We start from the raw sequence: 17,296 nt of genomic DNA, 5'->3' as shown, positions 1-17,296 counted from the left end.
GGTGCTGCAAAAAGGTACGGCGATTAACGCTGGATCTCGCGATCACGGTCCAGTTGGTAGGGCAGGTCGAGCAGGTGCAAGCCAGGGCCTTCCAAGGTGCCCAAGCGCACGTCGCCATTGTCGGCAGCTTCGGCTTGCAGCACGGCGAGAAGTTCAATCGACTGGCCCGCTTTTGCCGCGATCACGACTTCGCCGATCGCGCTGTTGTGGTTGGGTGAAAACAATGGCGTACCTGGTTCGGGTAGATCGGCCACGTCCAGGCTCAGGCGATACAGGCGCCGCTTGAGTTTGCCCAGGTACTGCATGCGCGCGACGATTTCCTGGCCGGTGTAGCAGCCTTTCTTGAAGCTCACGCCACCCACGGCCTGCAGGTTGAGCATTTGTGGGATGAACAGCTCGCGGGTCTGCGGCATCACCTGGCCGATACCGGCACGGATCTGGCCGAGCAGCCAGGCATTCAAGTCTGCCTGTGGCAGCTGCGCGGCGAGTTGGCTGCGCACGGCGTCGGCTTGCTCTACGGGCACCCAGAGTTCGGCACGGTTAGAGGAGACGCGAATGGCGATGAGCGAATCGGTGCGTACTACACTGTCGGTCTCGGCCGGCAGTGCCAGGCCAAGGGAAGCGTCTGCGTTTGCCAGGCCGAAGCGTGCCCAGGCGGCGCTTTCGTCGGTGAGTTTGGATTTGGAGAACACCGCATATTTCTTCAAGTCCCCCAGTTGCGGTTCGAGCAGCTCGGTGGCCATGGCCATCAGTACGCCGTCGCCTTGCAGCAGGATGCGGAAGCTGGACTGCATGCGGCCTTTTTGTGTGCACCGCGCGCCCAGGCTGGCCTGGGTATCACTCAGGTAATTGAGGTTGCAGGTCAGTTGGCCTTGCAGGAACTTGGCGGCATCGGAGCCGCGGACGGCAAGCACGCCTTCGTGGGTCAGTGGGCAAAAAAACGCAGAGTCGGCCATGGGTCATCGCACATCAAAAAGTCATGGGTGCATCATAGAGGGGCGCCCGGCAAATGGATAGTTTCCGTATGGGCGACCAAAGCCGAGTGTCCCGGTCTCGCCGGGGCTGTATACTGGCGCTCTATTTGAGGAGGGCTCCATGGTCGAAGATGTAGAAATCAATCGTCTCTTCTGGCACAGCCGTCGTGGCATGCTTGAGCTGGATGTGTTGTTGGTGCCGTTCACCAAAGAAGTGTACGCGACGCTCGATAAAGTCGATCGCGACCTCTACGTCAGGCTGCTCGAATGCGAAGACCAGGATATGTTCGGCTGGTTCATGGAGCGCTCCGAATCTGAAGATCCGGAGCTGCAGCGCATGGTTCGCAAGATTCTGGACCGTGTCCAGCCCAAGTAACCGCTTCGAATGCCGCTGGCAGGCCTCACGGTTGTTGCTGGCGGCGTATCTGCTTGCCCAGCTGATTGCGCTGGGTAGCCTGCTGATGCTGAACCTGCCTTATTCAAGCCTTGGCGTCCTGCTATGCCTGGCTCACTGCACCTGGGTGCTGCCGCGCCATATCCTGCTCACTCACCGTTCGTCGATTCGTGGCCTGCGCCGTGACGACGATGGCTGGCAGCTATGGAACGCCTCGCGCGGCTGGCACGCGGTGCAATTGCGTCCCGACAGCCTCGCGTTGCCGCTGATCGTTGTGTTGCGCTACCGAGTGCAGGGTGAGCGGCGAGTGCGTTCGATCTGTGTGCCGCAGGACGCACTGGCTGCCGATGTACACCGGCGCCTGCGGGTACGCCTGAAGTTCAGCCGCCGTAGGTGGTTGGCACCAGGATAGTGTCGCGGGCTTCGGGCAGCATCTGCGGGTAGTCGAGGGTGTAATGCAGGCCTCGGCTTTCCTTGCGCTCCATAGCCGAGCGAATCATCAGCTCTGCCACTTGGGCCAGGTTGCGCAATTCGATCAGGTCACGGCTGACCTTGTAGTTGCTGTAGAACTCGTCAATTTCATCCAGCAGCAGGCGCACCCGGTGCTGGGCGCGTTGCAGGCGCTTGTTGGTGCGCACGATCCCCACGTAGTCCCACATGAAGCGTCGCAGCTCGTCCCAGTTGTGGGCGATGATCACGTCCTCGTCCGAATCGGTCACCTGACTGGCATCCCAGCGGGGCAGGGCGGCCGGTACCGGGATGCGCGGCAGTTGTTCAAGGATGTCGGCTGCGGCTGAGCGTGCATACACAAAACATTCGAGCAGTGAATTGCTGGCCATGCGGTTGGCGCCGTGCAGGCCGGTGAAACTGGTTTCGCCGATGGCGTACAGGCCGGGCACATCGGTGCGGCCATGCTGGTCGACCATTACGCCACCGCAAGTGTAGTGCGCGGCGGGGACCACCGGGATCGGGCCTTTGGTGATGTCGATATTGAAGGTCAGGCAGCGTTCGTAGACCGTCGGGAAGTGGGTCTTGATGAAGGCTTCGGGCTTGTGGCTGATGTCCAGGTATACGCAGTCGATACCCAGGCGCTTCATTTCATGGTCGATGGCGCGGGCGACGATATCGCGCGGTGCCAGCTCGGCGCGAGGGTCGAAGCGCTGCATGAAGCGTTCGCCATTGGGCAACTTCAGGTGTGCGCCTTCGCCACGCAGGGCTTCGGTGATCAGGAAACTCTTGGCCTGGGGGTGATACAGGCAGGTGGGGTGGAACTGGTTGAATTCCAGGTTGGCCACCCGGCATCCCGAGCGCCAGGCCATGGCAATGCCGTCGCCACAGGCGCCGTCGGGGTTGCTGGTATAGAGGTAGACCTTGGCCGCGCCGCCCGAGGCAAGAATAGTGAAACGTGCGCCGTAGGTATCGACTTCGCCGCTGGCACGGTTAAGCACGTAGGCGCCGAGGCAGCGTTCGCCCGCCAGGCCCAGGCGTTTTTCGGTGATCAGGTCGACGGCGACACGTTGTTCAAGCAATTGGATATTGGGGCGTTGGCGGGCCTGTTCGAGCAGCGTCTTGAAAATGGCTGCGCCGGTGGCGTCGGCGGCATGAATGATTCGCCGATGACTGTGGCCACCTTCGCGGGTCAGGTGGAACTCAAAGCCACCGTCGTCGCTGCCGGCATGTTCATCGCGGGTGAACGGCACACCTTGGTCGATCAGCCATTGGATGGCTTCCCGGCTGTGCTCGACGGTGAAGCGCACCGCCTCTTCATGGCACAGGCCGCCGCCGGCATTGAGGGTATCCTCAACATGGGATTGCACCGTGTCGGTATCATCCAGCACCGCGGCGACGCCGCCTTGGGCCCAGAATGTCGAGCCGTTGGCCAGGTCGCCTTTGCTCAAGACGGCGATACGCAGGTGGCTGGGCAGGGTCAGCGCAAGGCTCAAGCCGGCCGCGCCGCTGCCGATTACCAGGACATCGTGTTGGAACTGTTGGCTCATTGAATGGATTCCGCAAAAAGCGATCCGAAGGAGCGGCGCAAACAGGACGCCTGGATCGGCGAATCAAAGGGGCACACGGGCCACTAGTATATAGAGGGGGGGAGCGGCACAATAGCCACGCATTCGTGGCATTGTGAGATTATGCTGCGCAGCTTTGGGAAATGGCCGGTTGGCGAGGCGGGAACTTTTTGCATGGGTACCGACTCAATAGCAGGTTGCCCGAAAGCTGGGAAAACGTTGAGTTTATTGGCCCGTCGGGAGCATTGGACGCGTCACGAAACCGGCGACAAGATTATTCGCGCAGCCGGCGCCGCCCGGGCTGCGTTTTTCGTGTGTGCCAAATCAGTGCATGCCGGAAACTTGCTTGAAGGGGGAGAACTTTTGCGAAAAGCCCGAGTCTATGTTTGCAAGCCTGATCGTTTAGTTATGCAAGCCTCCTTCGAGTACAACGAGGAGTGTTCATGCTAACCCAGGAAGAGGATCAGCAGCTGGTCGAGCGCGTACAACGCGGCGACAAGCGAGCATTTGATCTGCTAGTGCTGAAATACCAGCACAAAATTCTCGGGTTGATCGTGCGGTTTGTGCACGACACCCATGAAGCGCAGGACGTTGCACAGGAAGCCTTTATCAAGGCGTACCGTGCACTGGGAAATTTCCGCGGTGATAGTGCGTTTTATACGTGGCTCTACCGCATCGCCATTAACACGGCGAAGAACTATCTGGTGTCTCGCGGCCGCCGCCCACCAGACAGTGATGTCAGTTCAGAAGATGCAGAATTTTACGATGGTGATCACGGCCTCAAAGATCTCGAGTCGCCGGAGCGTGCATTGCTGCGCGACGAGATCGAAGGCACCGTCCATCGCACAATTCAGCAACTGCCAGAAGATTTGCGTACGGCGTTAACTTTACGTGAATTTGATGGTCTGAGTTACGAAGACATTGCGAGCGTCATGCAATGTCCGGTGGGGACTGTAAGGTCACGGATTTTCCGGGCCCGGGAAGCCATCGACAAAGCCTTGCAACCTTTGTTGCAGGAAAACTAAAGACAGCGGCGACAGCCAAGAGAGGAACCGCCATGAGTCGTGATGCCCTGCAGGAATCGCTGTCCGCAGTGATGGATAACGAAGCGGATGAACTGGAACTTCGTCGGGTGCTCAATGCATTTGATGATGCCGAAACCCGTGATACCTGGTCTCGTTACCAAGTCGCTCGGGCGGTGATGCACAAGGATCTTCTAATCCCTCGTCTGGATATTGCTGCGGCCGTTTCTGCTGCGCTTGCTGATGAAGCCGTTCCGGCAAAAGCTGCACGGGGTCCATGGCGTAGCCTGGGTCGCCTGGCAGTAGCTGCTTCGGTCACCGTCGCTGTGCTGGCTGGTGTTCGCCTGTACAACCAGGACGAGATTGCTGGCAACGAGTTGGCCCAACAGACTCAGCAACCGGTCATGGCCGGTCCGCAAGTCAAAGGTCCGGCTGTACTGGCAGGCTACAAGGAAAGCTCCGATACCACCGGCCCTATGGCTAATGGTGTGCTTCAAGGGCAATCCGGTTGGCAGGACCAGCGTCTTCCAGGCTACCTGCGTCAACATACGCAGGAATCGGCTTCGAAAGACACTGATAGCGCTCTGCCATACGCTCGCGCAGCAAGCCAGGAAAACCGTTGATCCGCTAAGGAGCCCTATGCGCGCCATACCGCTCCTTACGCTTTGGCTCAGTAGTTGGTTTGCACTATCCGCCCATGCCGATGAAGCCCAAGACTGGCTGACTCGACTTGGGCGTGCAGAGCAGCAGCAAAGCTTTGAAGGCACGTTTGTCTACGAACGTAATGGTAGTTTTTCTACCCATGACATCTGGCATCGCGTCCAGGATGGCCACGTACGTGAGCGCTTGTTGCAGCTCGATGGCGTTGCCCAGGAAGCCCTTAGGGTAGACGGTCGTACACAATGTGTCAGCGGTGCGCTGGTTTCTGGCCTGACGAGTTCCTCTGATGCACCTTCGCGTGCACTCGATCCACAAAAACTCACTCAATTCTATGAATTGGCCGTTATCGGTAAATCCCGCGTGGCCGGTCGTAATGCGGTGATCGTGTCGATCAGTCCGCGTGATCAATATCGCTATGGTTTTGAATTGCACCTGGATCGTGAAACCGCGCTGCCGCTCAAATCCTTGCTGCTCAATGATCAGGGGCAGTTGTTGGAGCGCTTTCAGTATACGCGCCTGGATACCCGCGCCGTTCCGTCCGACCAGGACTTGCAGCCTGGCCGCGAGTGTTCGCCTGTCGCTGTTTCCTCTCCTAAAGCCTCCGACATGCCTGCCACCCAGGTGTGGCATCTGGATTGGCTGCCGCCTGGCTTCCAACAGATCAGTGCCGTCACGCGCAAAGATACCCAAACCAAATCCACGGTCGATAGCCTGATGTTTGGCGATGGGCTCGCGCGTTTCTCCGTGTTTCTGGAGTCAGCAAAAGGTGCTGATGTGAATGAAACCCGGGCTCAGCTTGGGCCAACCGTAGCAGTATCCCGACGCTTGAATACGGTGGAAGGTGAAGTGATGGTGACGGTGGTAGGCGAAATTCCCATCGGCACTGCCGAGCGTATCGCCTTGTCGATGCGTAGTGGGGAGGCCACTGCCAAGCCATGAAATTGTTAATCCTGCGTTCATGCTGATCTTTCAATCTGTGCCCATCGTTGGTTGGGTGCTGAGCGTATGAAATCTCTGGATCAGCATTTTCACTTGCAAAAATTTCCTATGTTTTTTATAGGTCAGGGTTTGATGGCCCTGGCCTTGTTTTGTTAGCGGGACAAAATTGTCGGTCGCAGTCTCCGGCATTTATTGAACCCTGTCGCTCAACCCTGCTCGTCGTAACGGGAGCTGTATGTCGATACCACGTTTGAAGTCTTACCTATCCATAGTCGCCACGGTGCTGGTGCTGGGTCAGGCCTTGCCTGCGCAAGCAGTCGAACTGCCTGACTTCACCCAATTGGTGGAGCAGGCCTCGCCTGCGGTGGTGAACATCAGTACCACGCAAAAACTGCCGGATCGCAAAGTATCGAACCAGCAGATGCCGGATCTGGAAGGCCTGCCGCCCATGCTGCGCGAGTTCTTCGAGCGCGGCATGCCGCAACCCCGCGCCCCTCGTGGCGGCGGTGGTCAGCGCGAAGCCCAGTCGCTGGGTTCCGGCTTTATCATCTCGCCCGACGGCTATATCCTCACCAACAACCACGTGATTGCCGATGCTGACGAGATTCTCGTACGCCTGGCTGATCGCAGTGAACTCAAGGCCAAGCTGATCGGCACCGACCCACGCTCCGACGTGGCGCTGCTGAAAATCGATGGCAAGGACCTGCCGGTTCTCAAGCTCGGTAAATCCCAGGACTTGAAAGCCGGCCAATGGGTGGTAGCCATCGGTTCACCGTTCGGCTTCGACCATACCGTTACCCAGGGCATTGTCAGTGCCATCGGTCGCAGCCTGCCGAACGAAAACTATGTACCGTTCATCCAGACCGACGTGCCGATTAACCCGGGCAACTCCGGTGGCCCGCTGTTCAACCTGGCCGGCGAAGTCGTGGGGATTAACTCGCAGATCTACACGCGCTCCGGTGGTTTCATGGGCGTGTCTTTCGCAATCCCGATCGACGTGGCCATGGATGTTTCCAACCAGTTGAAGAGCGGTGGCAAGGTCAGCCGAGGTTGGTTGGGTGTGGTTATTCAGGAAGTGAACAAGGATCTGGCTGAGTCCTTCGGTCTCGACAAGCCGGCCGGTGCGCTGGTTGCACAGATCCAGGACAATGGCCCTGCAGCCAAGGGCGGCCTGAAAGTCGGCGACGTGATCCTGAGTATGAACGGCCAGCCAATCATCATGTCGGCCGACCTGCCTCATCTGGTCGGCGCGCTCAAGGCCGGCGGTAAAGCCAAGCTGGAAGTGATCCGTGACGGCAAGCGTCAGAACGTTGAGCTGACCGTCGGCGCCATTCCGGAAGAAGGTGCGACCCTGGATGCCCTGGGCAATGCCAAGCCAGGTGCTGAACGCAGCAGCAACCGCCTGGGTATTGCCGTGGTTGAGCTGACCGCCGAGCAGAAGAAAACCTTCGACCTGCAGAGCGGTGTCGTGATCAAGGAAGTCCAGGATGGCCCGGCCGCCTTGATCGGCCTGCAGCCTGGCGACGTCATCACCCATCTGAACAACCAGGCGATCGACTCCACCAAGGAGTTCACCGACATCGCCAAGGCGTTGCCGAAGAATCGTTCGGTGTCGATGCGCGTCCTGCGTCAAGGTCGAGCCAGCTTCATCACCTTCAAGCTGGCAGAGTAATCCACTAACCCACAAAAAAGCCCCGCTGTCGGTTAACGACAGCGGGGCTTTTTTGTGGGTGATGGGTTTAGCTCATCATGCCTTTGACCAAGCGCTCCTGTTCGATCAGCTCACGCTGACGGGCATCGATGCGCGAGGACAGTGGGAAGTTATTGCCAGCGCGGCGCTTGGCAAAGTCCAACTGCTGGATGGCTTGCTGGAAATCACCCACCAGGGCGAAGTATTCGGCACGAGCCTGGTGCAGGCCGATGATGTTGCCGGACAAGCCGCGGGTCTCGGCGACCTGGTACCACACGTCCGGATCGTCCGGGCGGGACTTGAGCAGCCCGTCCAGCGCTTTCTCCGCATCAGCGGTGCGGTTCTGCTTAAGCAACAAATCCACCCGCACCTGATTCAGCGGATAGTTGCTGGGGTACTGGGTGAGCATGCGGTCGGTACGTTGCTGTGCGTCCGGCATGCGGTTGCTGGTGATGTCCAGCTCGATCTGCGCCAGGTTGTAGGTGATGTCGTTGGGCGCCTTGGCCAGCAGCGGTGCCAGGCTCTCCCGTGCTTCCTTGAGTTGGGTGCCCTTGATCTGTGCGATAGCCAGACCATATCGCGCCACATCGTTCTTGGGGTTCTCGTCCAACTGGGCCTGGAAGCGCTTGGCGGCAAGGCCTGGCGTGTCTTCGTACTTCAATTGCACCCGTGCGCGAATCAACTGATAGCGCAGGCTGTCTTCCTTGCCGCCGGGTTTGGCCTGCTCGGCGCGGTTACGGGTATCGGCGATCCGCGATTCAGTCACCGGGTGAGTCAGCAGGAATTCCGGTGGCTTGGCGTCGAAGCGGTATTGGCGCATCAGGCGTTCGAACATGGTCGGCATGGAGCGCGGGTCGTAGCCGGCTTTCTCCAGGTTGAGGATACCGATACGGTCGGCCTCTTGTTCGTTCTGCCGGGAGAATCGGCGTTGTTCCTGGATCGCTGCGGCTTGTGAGCCGGCAATCGCGGCGATACCCGCGTCGCCTGCACCGGCGGCGGCGGCGATGATGCCGCCGAGCAGGGCGGCCATCATCGGCAGTTGCATGCGTGACTGCGCTTCGACGCCCCGGGCGAAGTGGCGCTGGGACAAGTGAGCCAGTTCGTGGGCCAGTACCGATGCGTATTCACCTTCGGTCTGGGCGTTGAGGAACAAGCCGCCGTTGACCCCGACGATCCCGCCAGGTGCCGCAAAGGCATTGAGTTGCGGGCTGTTGATCAGGATGAATTCCAGGCGCCGGTCATTGACCTGGCTGGTCTCCACCAGTTTGTACACGCTGGTTTCGACGTAATCCTTGAGTTGCGGGTCATTGAGCTGCGAGACCTGGCCGCGCAGGTAGGCCAGCCATGCGCGGCCCAGTTGGTATTCCTGTTGGGGCGAGACAATGGCAGAACTGGCGTCGCCAAGTGACGGCAGCTCGTCAGCGAAGGCCGGGGAGGCCAGCAGGCAGGCCAGCGTCAGCAGGGTAGGGCGCAAAAAAGTCATGCACAAAGCCTTTCGACAAAGAGCTTACTGTAGCCGGACACTGAGCTTGGGACCAGATATTCTAAGCAGCCCAAATGTTTGCCTGGAGTAACACCATGACCGACGCTGTAGCCTTTGACGCCGAACTCGATGCCTGCGGCCTCAATTGCCCGTTGCCCTTGCTCAAGGCCAAGCTGGAACTCAATCGTATGGCCAGCGGCGCCGTGCTCAAGGTGACCGCCACGGATGCAGGCTCACAGCGTGATTTCAGGACCTTCGCCAGGCTGGCAGGCCATACGCTGCTCCACGAAGAAGAGGCCGCTGGTGTGTACCATTATTGGTTGCGCAAGGCCTGATAGCCTTGCAGGCGCAAGATCAGGCCTTGTTCAGCGCCTGCGCCGCGGCCAGGACCGCATCCACATGCCCCGGTACTTTCACGCCCCGCCATTCCTGACGCAGCACGCCTTCGCTGTCGATCAGGAAGGTGCTGCGATCCACGCCCAGGTATTCCTTGCCGTACAGCTTCTTCAGCTTGATCACATCGAACAGTTGGCAAACCGCTTCGTCTTTATCGCTGATCAGCTCGAAGGGGAACGCCTGCTTGCCCTTGAAGTTCTCGTGGGACTTCACGCTGTCACGCGACACGCCAAACACCTCGGTGTTGGCGGCCTTGAACGCTGCGTACTGGTCACGAAAACCCTGGCCTTCGGTGGTGCAGCCTGGGGTGCTGTCCTTCGGATAGAAGTAGATCACCACTTGCTTGCCCTTGAGGGCCGCGAGGCTGAAAGTCTGGCCGCTGGTGGCCTGGGCTTCGAAATCGGCCACGGGTTTGTCGATGGCTACCGGCATGGGTGTTTCCTTACATTGGGTTCTGTGGGCGCCATGGCTCGATCAAGGCGTCGAGGTTCAGGGCATCGGCGAAGTCCAGGAACTGGTCGCGCAACCAGCTGATCTGCACGCCGGCCGGCAGGGTCACGGTGAACGTAGCGTTGAGCATGGTGCCGCCGGTCTGTGGCGCCTGGTAGGTATCGCACGTCAGGTTTTCCAGCTCGACGTTGTGGTCGATAAAGAACTGGCACAACTCGTTGACGATGTCCGAGCGGTAGGCCGAACTGACATACGCCACGTAAGGCAGGGCTTGCGGGCGATTTTCCAGGGCGGCGCTGCGCACCACGTTGACAGTGAAGTCGTGTTTCTTGGCCAGGCCCGGCAGGCCGGTTTCCAGGCGCGCCAAGGCGTCCCAGGAACCGGAGATCTGCAACACCAGCGCACTGCACTCGCCGTGGCGGGTCAGGCGGGAGGTCACGACGGCGCAGCGGTTCTCATGGCTGGCGCGGCACAGGACGTTGGTCAGCTCCATGGGGTTGGCGCCGAGGGCACTGATAACAAGGAATTGTTCGCGAACTGTGGGGGTGGACATGCAGCCTTCCTAAAGCGATGAGCGGTCGATACCGTGTGGGCCGTATCGATCAAAGGATGAAGGGTAGCGAAAACCGTCGCCAAGGGCTAGGAGGTGGCGTTTTCATTGTGTGATCGGTCGGCTTCCGGCAGTGCTTTGGCCCAATGATGGCATTGCCCGACGTTTAGTTGGTCCAGAACGCATCCTCACGCGGTACTTCGCTTGTACAAGCATCTTGGCGCCAGTACCATTACGGCTCTCTTTTTCCGGCAGGAGCGGTTGCATGATTGCGGGCAGTATGGTGGCACTGGTCACACCCATGGATGCGCAAGGTCGTCTCGACTGGGATAGCCTGGGCAAACTGGTGGACTTCCACCTGCAAGAGGGCACCAACGCCATTGTGGCGGTCGGCACCACAGGTGAATCGGCCACCCTCGATGTGGAAGAGCACATCCAGGTAATCGAGTTCGTGGTCAAGCGCGTCGCGGGCCGTATCCACGTGATTGCCGGAACGGGTGCCAACTCCACCCGTGAGGCGATTGAGCTGACCCGTAACGCCAAGAAAGCCGGCGCCGACGCTTGCCTGCTGGTCACGCCGTATTACAACAAGCCGACCCAGGAAGGCCTGTACCAGCACTTCAAGACCATCGCCGAAGCGGTCGACATCCCGCAGATCCTCTATAACGTACCGGGTCGCACCGCGTGCGATATGAAGGCTGAGACCGTGATCCGCCTGTCCACTGTGCCGAACATCATCGGCATCAAGGAAGCCACCGGCGACCTGCAGCGTGCCAAGGACATCCTGGCCGGCGTGAGCAGCGACTTCCTGGTGTATTCCGGTGATGACGCCACCGCTGTCGAGCTGATCCTGCTGGGCGGCAAGGGCAACATCTCCGTGACCGCCAACGTCGCCCCGCGTGCCATGAGCCAAATGTGCGCCGCCGCCATCGCCGGCGACGCCGTGACTGCTCGCGGCATCCACGAGAAGCTGATGCCGCTCAACAAAACGCTGTTTATCGAATCCAACCCTATTCCCGTGAAGTGGGCGCTGTTTGAGATGGGCCTGATGCCGGACGGTATCCGTCTGCCGCTCACCCGGCTCAGCGAAGCCTGTCACGAACCGCTGCGACAGGCCCTGCGCCAGTCCGGCGTCCTGGTTTAATTGAGGAAGCACTACGCATGAAGCGATTGGCCGGACTTTCCGCACTTGCCTTGATTATCTCCAGCACCAGTGGCTGCGGTTGGGTATGGGGCCCGGAAGGCTACTTCCGTGACCGCGGCAGCGATTACCTGGAAGCGCAAGCAACCAAACCGATGCAACTGCCGCCTGACGTCAATGTCGCCAAGCGCCTTGACCCGTTACTGCCGATCCCGCGCAACGTTGCCGACGACACCGTCAAGGGCGAGTACGTGGTACCGCGTCCACAGCCGATTACCGCAGTGGCGGATGCCAGCGACTACAGCCTGCAGAAAAGCGGCGACAACCGCTGGATCGTGGCCCAGCGCCCACCCGCCGAAGTCTGGCCGGTGGCGGTGCAGTTCTTCCAGGACAACGGTTTTAGCATCGACCAGCAACGCCCGCAAACCGGTGAGTTCACCACGGCGTGGCAGCAAGGTCGCGAGCTGTCCGCGAACATGGCCCAGCGCCTGTTGGCTGGCGGTGTAGCCGCCGACAGCGAAGCCCGTGTGCGTGTGCGCATCGAGCCGGGTGTGCAGCGTAATACCAGTGAAGTCTATGTGGTCAGCGCCGAGCGTCCTGCCGGCAGCACGGCCAACGTTGATTTCACACCACGCTCGGTCAATACCGGTGTCGATGCTGCGCTGGTCGACGAGATGCTGGCCAGCATGAGCCGTATCTCCGAGAAGGGCGGTTCCGTTTCCCTGCTCGCAGCCCGTGACTACGACACGCCTAACCGCGTCAGCCTCACCGAAGACGGCAGCGGTAACGTGGTGCTGAACCTGGGTGAAGACCTTGACCGTGCCTGGGCCAGTGTCGGCCGTGCATTGGAGCAGGGCCCTTGGCGCGTTGAAGACATCAACCGCAGTCTGGGCCTGTACTACATCAACGTGGCTGAAAAGGCCGAGAAGAAAGACGACGAGCCAGGTTTCTTCGGCAAACTGTTCGGCAGCACGCCGACCAAGGAAGAGGTCGAAACCCGCGCCGAGCGTTATCAGGTTCGTTTGAGCAAGGTTGGCGAAAGCGTGCAAGTCACCGTCGAGAAGAACATCAACACCGTCGCGCCAGCTGAAACAGCGCGCAAAGTGTTGGGCGTGATTCAAGACAACCTGGGCTGATCCGGTGCGTTTTGCCGTTCTCGGCAGCGGTAGCCAAGGGAACGGTACGCTGGTCGCCCATGACGACACGTATGTGCTGGTCGACTGTGGTTTCTCCCTGCGGGAAACCGAGCGGCGCCTGCTGCGCCTGGGGGTTCACCCCACGCAGTTGAGCGCAATTGTGGTGACCCACGAACATGCCGACCACGTGCATGGCGTGGGTTTGCTGTCTCGGCGCTACAATCTTCCGGTGTACATGAGTCGTGGCACGTTGCGCGGGATGCGCAAACCCATTGAACCCGCAGGCTTCCTGGCTGGTGGCGAGCAACTGCAAGTCGGAGCGCTGAGCATCGATGTCATTGCGGTCGCTCACGATGCCCTGGAGCCGACGCAGTACGTATTCAGTGGCGGTCAGCGGCGTTTTGGCGTGCTGACCGACCTGGGTTCCTACTGCGTCAAGGTGCTGGACGGTTACCGGGACCTCGATGCCTTGATGATCGAATCCAACCACTGCCGAGACCTGCTGGCGCGCGGTCATTACCCCTACTTCCTCAAGCAACGGGTGGGCGGCGAGCTGGGACATCTGAACAACCACCAGGCGGCGTACCTGGTGTATGAGTTGGGCTGGCAAGACCTGCAACACCTGGTCCTGGCCCATCTGAGCAGCAAGAACAACCTGCCGACGCTTGCCCGGCAATGCTTTGTCGACACCCTTGGGTGCGACCCGGACTGGCTGCAACTGGCCGATCAAGATTCAGGGCTCGACTGGCGACACATCGCCTAGCCCACCTTACTCAAAGCGGAGCCCATCATGGAAAAACGTGAAGAACTCTACCGCGGCAAAGCCAAGTCGGTGTACAAGACCGACGACGCCAACCGCCTGATCCTGCTGTTTCGCAACGACACCTCGGCGTTCGACGGCAAGCGCATCGAACAGCTTGATCGCAAAGGCATGGTGAACAACAAGTTCAACGCCTTCATCATGCAGAAACTCGAAGCGGCCGGCATCCCGACCCAATTCGACAAACTGCTGGGCGACAACGAGTGCCTGGTCAAGAAGCTCGACATGATCCCGGTGGAATGCGTCGTACGTAACTACGCCGCCGGCAGCCTGGTCAAGCGCCTGGGCGTGGAAGAGGGCCTTAAGCTCAACCCCTACACCTTCGAACTGTTCCTGAAGGACGACGCCAAGGGCGACCCGTTCATCAACGAATCCCACGTCGTGGCCTTCGGCTGGGGCACCGCTGAACAACTGGCGCGCATGAAGGAGTTGTCCCTCAAGGTCAACGACGTGCTGACCAAGCTGTTCGACGATGCAGGCCTGTTACTGGTGGACTTCAAGCTGGAATTCGGCGTGTTCCATGACGGCTCCATCGTCCTGGGCGACGAATTCAGCCCCGACGGCTGCCGCCTGTGGGACAAGGACACCAAGAAGAAGATGGACAAAGACCGCTTCCGCCAGGGCCTCGGTGACGTGATCGAAGCCTACGAAGAAGTCGCCAACCGCCTTGGTGTACCGCTGTAATCGACGCAAGCATCTGATAGCACGGAAAAAAATCACCTTTGGGGTTTGCTTCCACGAAACACACTGTTATGATGCGCGCCGTTGGAGAGATGCCAGAGTGGCCGAATGGGACGGATTCGAAATCCGTTGTACCTTCACCGGTACCTAGGGTTCGAATCCCTATCTCTCCGCCATTATTTACTGAAAAGCCCCGTTTTTACGGGGCTTTTTTGTGTCTGATGATTTTGTTCCCCCATCTACTCCCCCGTTAGGTTTTGGAGTTTGCTTTGCCCCCCTCCCCTGGTTATCGCCCTTGGTTGGTTGCGATGGCACCTGCGCTATCTCTTGCCTGATTTTTTCCCGTTCGCCATTAAATGGTGGTTGTTCGTTCTCCATGGCCAGCTCCCCACGGAACACCCGAAATAGACAGCGTTCCCTCTGACAACGTGCGCGCCGATTGAATGCCAGGCATCGCGGACGGCCGTTTCGCTTGGCCATTCAGGCGTAACCACTGGTCGAGATATGCGTAAATTTTTTTGAAATTTCCAGCGCGGGTTATTTCACATGAAAGTAGGCGAGCATTACAAAGGCCGTCTCTTTTTCGATAAGCCCGAGGAGATTTGTTCATGTTTTTACATAACAAGCGACTTCAATACACCGTCCGTGTCGCCGAGCCTAATCCGGGCCTGGCCAACTTGCTGCTGGAACAGTTTGGCGGCGCACAAGGGGAGCTGGCCGCAGCGTCCCGCTACTTCACCCAGGCCTTGGCTGAAGACGATCCAGGCCGCAAAGATCTGCTGATGGACATCGCCACCGAAGAGCTCAGCCACCTGGAGATCGTCGGATCAATCATCGTGATGCTCAACAAAGGCGCCAAGGGGCGCATGGCCGAAGGCGTGGAAGAGGAGGGCGAGTTGTATCGCTCGCTCAACGGCGCTGGCAATGACTCCCATATCACCAGCCTGTTGTACGGGGCCGGTGCGCCATTGATCAACTCCGCCGGGGTACCGTGGACAGCGGCCTACATCGACACCATCGGTGAGCCCACCGCAGACATGCGCTCCAACATCGCAGCCGAAGCCCGCGCCAAAATAGTCTACGAGCGGCTGATGAACGTCACCGATGATCCGGGCGTAAAAGAGGCGTTGGGCTTTTTGATGACGCGGGAAATCGCGCATCAGGTGTCTTTTGAAAAGGCGCTGCATTCGATTCAGCCGAACTTCCCTCAAGGCAAGCTGCCGGGCATGCCGGAGTTCACGCAGGTCTACTACAACATGTCCCAAGGCGCGCAAAGCATGCGTGGTCCCTGGAACCAGGGCGAAGAATGGGAATTCGTGGAAAGCCCGCAACCGGCGGTCGATGGTGGTGATGGTTTGGCCACTGTGCAGTTGGATGCCGATGACGAAGCGACGTTGAGCGCGATGAAGATCCGCACGGCCTCGGACGTGACGAGCGACCCCGTGACGGGCGCTGACCTGGGCTCGGGAATGCAACCTAAACCTGAAATCTGACGTTGGACAGCCGCACGCTTTCGGGCGTGCGGCCCATGATTTTTTCATCAAGAGGACTGACGATATGGCAACTCCACAGGAAAACCTGCTTGATTGGCTACGTGATGCCCATGCGATGGAGCAGCAAGCCGAAAAAATGCTCAAGGCGCAATCCGAGCGCCTCGAACACTACCCGCAGCTCAAAGCGCGGATCGACCAGCACATCGAGGAAACCCTCGGCCAGCAGCAGTTGATCGACCAGTGCCTGGCGCGCCTGGGCGGCAGCTCGTCTACCTTGAAAGACATGGGTGGCAAGCTAATGGCGTTCGGCCAGGCAGTCGGTGGCTCGCTGATGAGTGACGAAGTCATCAAGGGCGCGATGGCCGGCTACGTGTTCGAAAACATGGAAATTGCCAGCTACACCGCGCTTATCGCCGCTGCGAAAGAGGCCGGCGATTCGCAAACTCAAGCGGCCTGCGAAAAGATCCTGCCCCAGGAAATCGCCATGGCCGAGTGGCTGCTGGAGCACTTACCGGAACTGACCCAAGCGTTCCTGCGTCGCTCAGCCGACCCCGACAAAGAAGCCAAGCGCTAAAGCAATGCGCGGCGCCCGACCGCATACGGCGGGCGCCTGTTCAGCGCAGGGCGGCACTGCGCAACATTTTCACGGTCCATGGAACACGCACCACGAAACTGGAGGTGAACCTTGGCAAGCAAGAAAAAGCCCGTGGTCGACCGTATCGACCCAGCGCGGCTTTCTTCCAACCGCAAAGACCTGTTTTTCGCGGCCATGGAAACCAGCCAAAGCGCGATGATCGTTTGCGACCCCGCCCAACCCGACAACCCGATCATCTTCGCCAATCAGGCGTTCCTGAGGTTGACGGGGTATGAACAGGATGAAGTCATCGGGCGCAATTGCAGGCTGCTGCAAGGGCCACAGACCGATAAGCGTGCCCTGCTGCAAGTGCATAGCGCGATGACACACCACCATGAGGTGTGTGTGGAAGTACTCAACTACCGCAAGGACGGCTCGACGTTCTGGAACGAAGTATTCATTTCGCCGTTGTTCAATGAGCAAGGGCAACTGGTGTACTTCTTCGCTTCCCAGTTGGATGTGAGCCGGCGTCACGATGCGGAACTGCGTGTGCGTCGCGCCCAGGACCTGGAGGCCCTCGGGCAACTGACCGGCGGCATCGCCCACGACTTCAATAATCTGCTGCAGGTGATGGTGGGTTATCTCGAATTGATCCAACAGAGCGCCAAGCGCCCCGGCGTCGATCCGCAGCGCATCTTCAACAGCGCCAGCCGCGCCAGGGCCGCTGCCGAAAAAGCCCAATCCTTGACCCCAATGCTGTTCACTTAAGCGGAGCAGCTTTGCGGTTAACCGGATACCGGGTTTTTGACATTTTCACCGCCCTGGGCCTCGCCGGTCTGGGGCGTTTTGTTATGAAGAGCACGCCGATGCTGCCCCGA

General features: G+C 59.5%; 19 protein-coding genes, 1 tRNA gene and 1 pseudogene. 15 read left to right on the top strand and 6 right to left on the bottom strand.

Annotation, left to right across the window (positions count from 1 at the left end):
• Nucleotides 1–23: 23 nt before the first annotated feature.
• A complete protein-coding gene (ygfZ, locus tag TU73_RS09335; protein WP_057011942.1) occupies nucleotides 24–956 on the bottom strand; it encodes a CAF17-like 4Fe-4S cluster assembly/insertion protein YgfZ in 933 nt (310 codons plus the stop codon).
• Nucleotides 957–1,095: 139 nt separating this feature from the next.
• Here ygfZ and TU73_RS09330 point away from each other — a divergent pair, with 139 nt between their 5' ends.
• Both TU73_RS09330 and TU73_RS09325 read left to right on the top strand, forming a co-directional pair.
• Nucleotides 1,096–1,350 (top strand): FAD assembly factor SdhE, encoded by a 255-nt coding sequence (locus tag TU73_RS09330; RefSeq protein ID WP_043046387.1) that lies wholly within the window; start codon nucleotides 1,096–1,098, stop codon nucleotides 1,348–1,350.
• Nucleotides 1,334–1,780, top strand: coding sequence for a protein YgfX (locus TU73_RS09325; protein ID WP_057011941.1), 447 nt, complete (start codon nucleotides 1,334–1,336; stop codon nucleotides 1,778–1,780). The genes TU73_RS09330 and TU73_RS09325 overlap by 17 nt, the downstream gene beginning before the upstream one ends.
• On the opposite strand, the gene nadB is transcribed toward TU73_RS09325, so the two are convergent.
• The gene (gene nadB / locus TU73_RS09320) at nucleotides 1,749–3,365 is read right to left on the bottom strand and encodes an L-aspartate oxidase (protein WP_043046390.1); all 1,617 of its coding nucleotides are present in this window, start codon (nucleotides 3,363–3,365) and stop codon (nucleotides 1,749–1,751) included. The two genes, TU73_RS09325 and nadB, sit on opposite strands and share 32 nt — an antisense overlap.
• 461 nt (nucleotides 3,366–3,826) lie before the next feature.
• Here nadB and rpoE point away from each other — a divergent pair, with 461 nt between their 5' ends.
• The 4 genes from rpoE (at nucleotide 3,827) to TU73_RS09300 (ending at nucleotide 7,676) form a co-directional block, all read left to right on the top strand.
• Nucleotides 3,827–4,408 carry an RNA polymerase sigma factor RpoE/AlgU gene (gene rpoE / locus TU73_RS09315; RefSeq protein ID WP_003172477.1) on the top strand — a complete coding sequence of 194 codons (582 nt, stop codon included), beginning with the start codon at nucleotides 3,827–3,829 and terminating at the stop codon, nucleotides 4,406–4,408.
• 32 nt (nucleotides 4,409–4,440) lie between these two features.
• Entirely contained in the window at nucleotides 4,441–5,028 is a 588-nt protein-coding gene (locus TU73_RS09310) for a sigma-E factor negative regulatory protein (RefSeq protein WP_057011940.1), read from the top strand.
• 16 nt (nucleotides 5,029–5,044) lie between these two features.
• On the top strand, nucleotides 5,045–6,004 hold the full coding sequence (locus TU73_RS09305; protein ID WP_057011939.1) for a MucB/RseB C-terminal domain-containing protein: 960 nt from the start codon (nucleotides 5,045–5,047) through the stop codon (nucleotides 6,002–6,004).
• 235 nt (nucleotides 6,005–6,239) lie between these two features.
• Nucleotides 6,240–7,676, top strand: a complete 1,437-nt coding sequence (locus tag TU73_RS09300) for a DegQ family serine endoprotease (RefSeq protein ID WP_057011938.1) — start codon at nucleotides 6,240–6,242, stop codon at nucleotides 7,674–7,676.
• A 67-nt stretch (nucleotides 7,677–7,743) separates the two neighbouring features.
• Here TU73_RS09300 and TU73_RS09295 read toward each other — a convergent pair whose 3' ends face one another.
• The gene (locus tag TU73_RS09295; RefSeq protein WP_046071419.1) at nucleotides 7,744–9,177 is read right to left on the bottom strand and encodes a M48 family metalloprotease; all 1,434 of its coding nucleotides are present in this window, start codon (nucleotides 9,175–9,177) and stop codon (nucleotides 7,744–7,746) included.
• 95 nt (nucleotides 9,178–9,272) lie between these two features.
• Here TU73_RS09295 and TU73_RS09290 point away from each other — a divergent pair, with 95 nt between their 5' ends.
• Nucleotides 9,273–9,512: a sulfurtransferase TusA family protein gene (locus TU73_RS09290; protein ID WP_057011937.1), complete on the top strand. Its 240-nt coding sequence runs from the start codon at nucleotides 9,273–9,275 to the stop codon at nucleotides 9,510–9,512.
• A gap of 19 nt (nucleotides 9,513–9,531) precedes the next feature.
• Here the strand turns inward: TU73_RS09290 and TU73_RS09285 are convergent, their stop codons facing one another.
• Complete coding sequence (locus tag TU73_RS09285) at nucleotides 9,532–10,005, bottom strand: peroxiredoxin (protein ID WP_057011936.1); 474 nt, start codon at nucleotides 10,003–10,005, stop codon at nucleotides 9,532–9,534.
• Between the two features lie 10 nt (nucleotides 10,006–10,015).
• Entirely contained in the window at nucleotides 10,016–10,576 is a 561-nt protein-coding gene (locus TU73_RS09280) for a glycine cleavage system transcriptional repressor (RefSeq protein WP_003189463.1), read from the bottom strand.
• 262 nt (nucleotides 10,577–10,838) lie between these two features.
• On the opposite strand from TU73_RS09280, the gene dapA reads away from it, so the two are divergent.
• The 5 genes from dapA to TU73_RS09255 all read left to right on the top strand — a co-directional run bounded on the left by dapA (nucleotide 10,839) and on the right by TU73_RS09255 (nucleotide 14,527).
• On the top strand, nucleotides 10,839–11,717 hold the full coding sequence (dapA, locus tag TU73_RS09275) for a 4-hydroxy-tetrahydrodipicolinate synthase (RefSeq protein WP_057011935.1): 879 nt from the start codon (nucleotides 10,839–10,841) through the stop codon (nucleotides 11,715–11,717).
• A 17-nt stretch (nucleotides 11,718–11,734) separates the two neighbouring features.
• Nucleotides 11,735–12,850: an outer membrane protein assembly factor BamC gene (bamC, locus tag TU73_RS09270; RefSeq protein WP_046071423.1), complete on the top strand. Its 1,116-nt coding sequence runs from the start codon at nucleotides 11,735–11,737 to the stop codon at nucleotides 12,848–12,850.
• Between the two features lie 4 nt (nucleotides 12,851–12,854).
• Nucleotides 12,855–13,613 carry an MBL fold metallo-hydrolase gene (locus TU73_RS09265; protein WP_057011934.1) on the top strand — a complete coding sequence of 253 codons (759 nt, stop codon included), beginning with the start codon at nucleotides 12,855–12,857 and terminating at the stop codon, nucleotides 13,611–13,613.
• 27 nt (nucleotides 13,614–13,640) lie between these two features.
• The gene (gene purC, locus TU73_RS09260) at nucleotides 13,641–14,354 is read left to right on the top strand and encodes a phosphoribosylaminoimidazolesuccinocarboxamide synthase (RefSeq protein ID WP_005786030.1); all 714 of its coding nucleotides are present in this window, start codon (nucleotides 13,641–13,643) and stop codon (nucleotides 14,352–14,354) included.
• 83 nt (nucleotides 14,355–14,437) lie between these two features.
• A tRNA-Ser gene (locus TU73_RS09255) sits at nucleotides 14,438–14,527 on the top strand.
• A gap of 4 nt (nucleotides 14,528–14,531) precedes the next feature.
• Here the strand turns inward: TU73_RS09255 and TU73_RS28935 are convergent.
• Entirely contained in the window at nucleotides 14,532–14,729 is a 198-nt protein-coding gene (locus TU73_RS28935) for a hypothetical protein (RefSeq protein ID WP_156421208.1), read from the bottom strand.
• Between the two features lie 230 nt (nucleotides 14,730–14,959).
• Here TU73_RS28935 and TU73_RS09250 point away from each other — a divergent pair, with 230 nt between their 5' ends.
• From TU73_RS09250 to TU73_RS09240, 3 genes and pseudogenes are all read left to right on the top strand, one after another.
• On the top strand, nucleotides 14,960–15,844 hold the full coding sequence (locus tag TU73_RS09250) for a manganese catalase family protein (RefSeq protein ID WP_057011933.1): 885 nt from the start codon (nucleotides 14,960–14,962) through the stop codon (nucleotides 15,842–15,844).
• A 64-nt stretch (nucleotides 15,845–15,908) separates the two neighbouring features.
• On the top strand, nucleotides 15,909–16,418 hold the full coding sequence (locus tag TU73_RS09245) for a ferritin-like domain-containing protein (protein WP_057011932.1): 510 nt from the start codon (nucleotides 15,909–15,911) through the stop codon (nucleotides 16,416–16,418).
• A 111-nt stretch (nucleotides 16,419–16,529) separates the two neighbouring features.
• Nucleotides 16,530–17,177 (top strand): annotated as a pseudogene (locus TU73_RS09240) (PAS domain-containing protein); the annotation flags it as partial.
• Nucleotides 17,178–17,296 lie beyond the last annotated feature (119 nt).

The sequence above is a fragment of the Pseudomonas libanensis genome, assembly GCF_001439685.1.
GTDB lineage: Bacteria > Pseudomonadota > Gammaproteobacteria > Pseudomonadales > Pseudomonadaceae > Aquipseudomonas > Aquipseudomonas libanensis.
The sequence above is the reverse complement of the archived record's forward strand: the minus strand, read 5'-3'. Positions and strand labels throughout refer to the sequence as shown.

Coding starts and splice junctions, on each gene's coding strand:
- ygfZ (WP_057011942.1), bottom strand. CDS start 956: ATGGCCGACTCTGCGTTTTTTTGCCCACTGACCCACGAAGGCGTGCTT.
- TU73_RS09330 (WP_043046387.1), top strand. CDS start 1,096: ATGGTCGAAGATGTAGAAATCAATCGTCTCTTCTGGCACAGCCGTCGT.
- nadB (WP_043046390.1), bottom strand. CDS start 3,365: ATGAGCCAACAGTTCCAACACGATGTCCTGGTAATCGGCAGCGGCGCG.
- rpoE (WP_003172477.1), top strand. CDS start 3,827: ATGCTAACCCAGGAAGAGGATCAGCAGCTGGTCGAGCGCGTACAACGC.
- TU73_RS09310 (WP_057011940.1), top strand. CDS start 4,441: ATGAGTCGTGATGCCCTGCAGGAATCGCTGTCCGCAGTGATGGATAAC.
- TU73_RS09305 (WP_057011939.1), top strand. CDS start 5,045: ATGCGCGCCATACCGCTCCTTACGCTTTGGCTCAGTAGTTGGTTTGCA.
- TU73_RS09300 (WP_057011938.1), top strand. CDS start 6,240: ATGTCGATACCACGTTTGAAGTCTTACCTATCCATAGTCGCCACGGTG.
- TU73_RS09295 (WP_046071419.1), bottom strand. CDS start 9,177: ATGACTTTTTTGCGCCCTACCCTGCTGACGCTGGCCTGCCTGCTGGCC.
- TU73_RS09290 (WP_057011937.1), top strand. CDS start 9,273: ATGACCGACGCTGTAGCCTTTGACGCCGAACTCGATGCCTGCGGCCTC.
- TU73_RS09285 (WP_057011936.1), bottom strand. CDS start 10,005: ATGCCGGTAGCCATCGACAAACCCGTGGCCGATTTCGAAGCCCAGGCC.
- TU73_RS09280 (WP_003189463.1), bottom strand. CDS start 10,576: ATGTCCACCCCCACAGTTCGCGAACAATTCCTTGTTATCAGTGCCCTC.
- dapA (WP_057011935.1), top strand. CDS start 10,839: ATGATTGCGGGCAGTATGGTGGCACTGGTCACACCCATGGATGCGCAA.
- bamC (WP_046071423.1), top strand. CDS start 11,735: ATGAAGCGATTGGCCGGACTTTCCGCACTTGCCTTGATTATCTCCAGC.
- purC (WP_005786030.1), top strand. CDS start 13,641: ATGGAAAAACGTGAAGAACTCTACCGCGGCAAAGCCAAGTCGGTGTAC.
- TU73_RS28935 (WP_156421208.1), bottom strand. CDS start 14,729: ATGGAGAACGAACAACCACCATTTAATGGCGAACGGGAAAAAATCAGG.
- TU73_RS09250 (WP_057011933.1), top strand. CDS start 14,960: ATGTTTTTACATAACAAGCGACTTCAATACACCGTCCGTGTCGCCGAG.
- TU73_RS09245 (WP_057011932.1), top strand. CDS start 15,909: ATGGCAACTCCACAGGAAAACCTGCTTGATTGGCTACGTGATGCCCAT.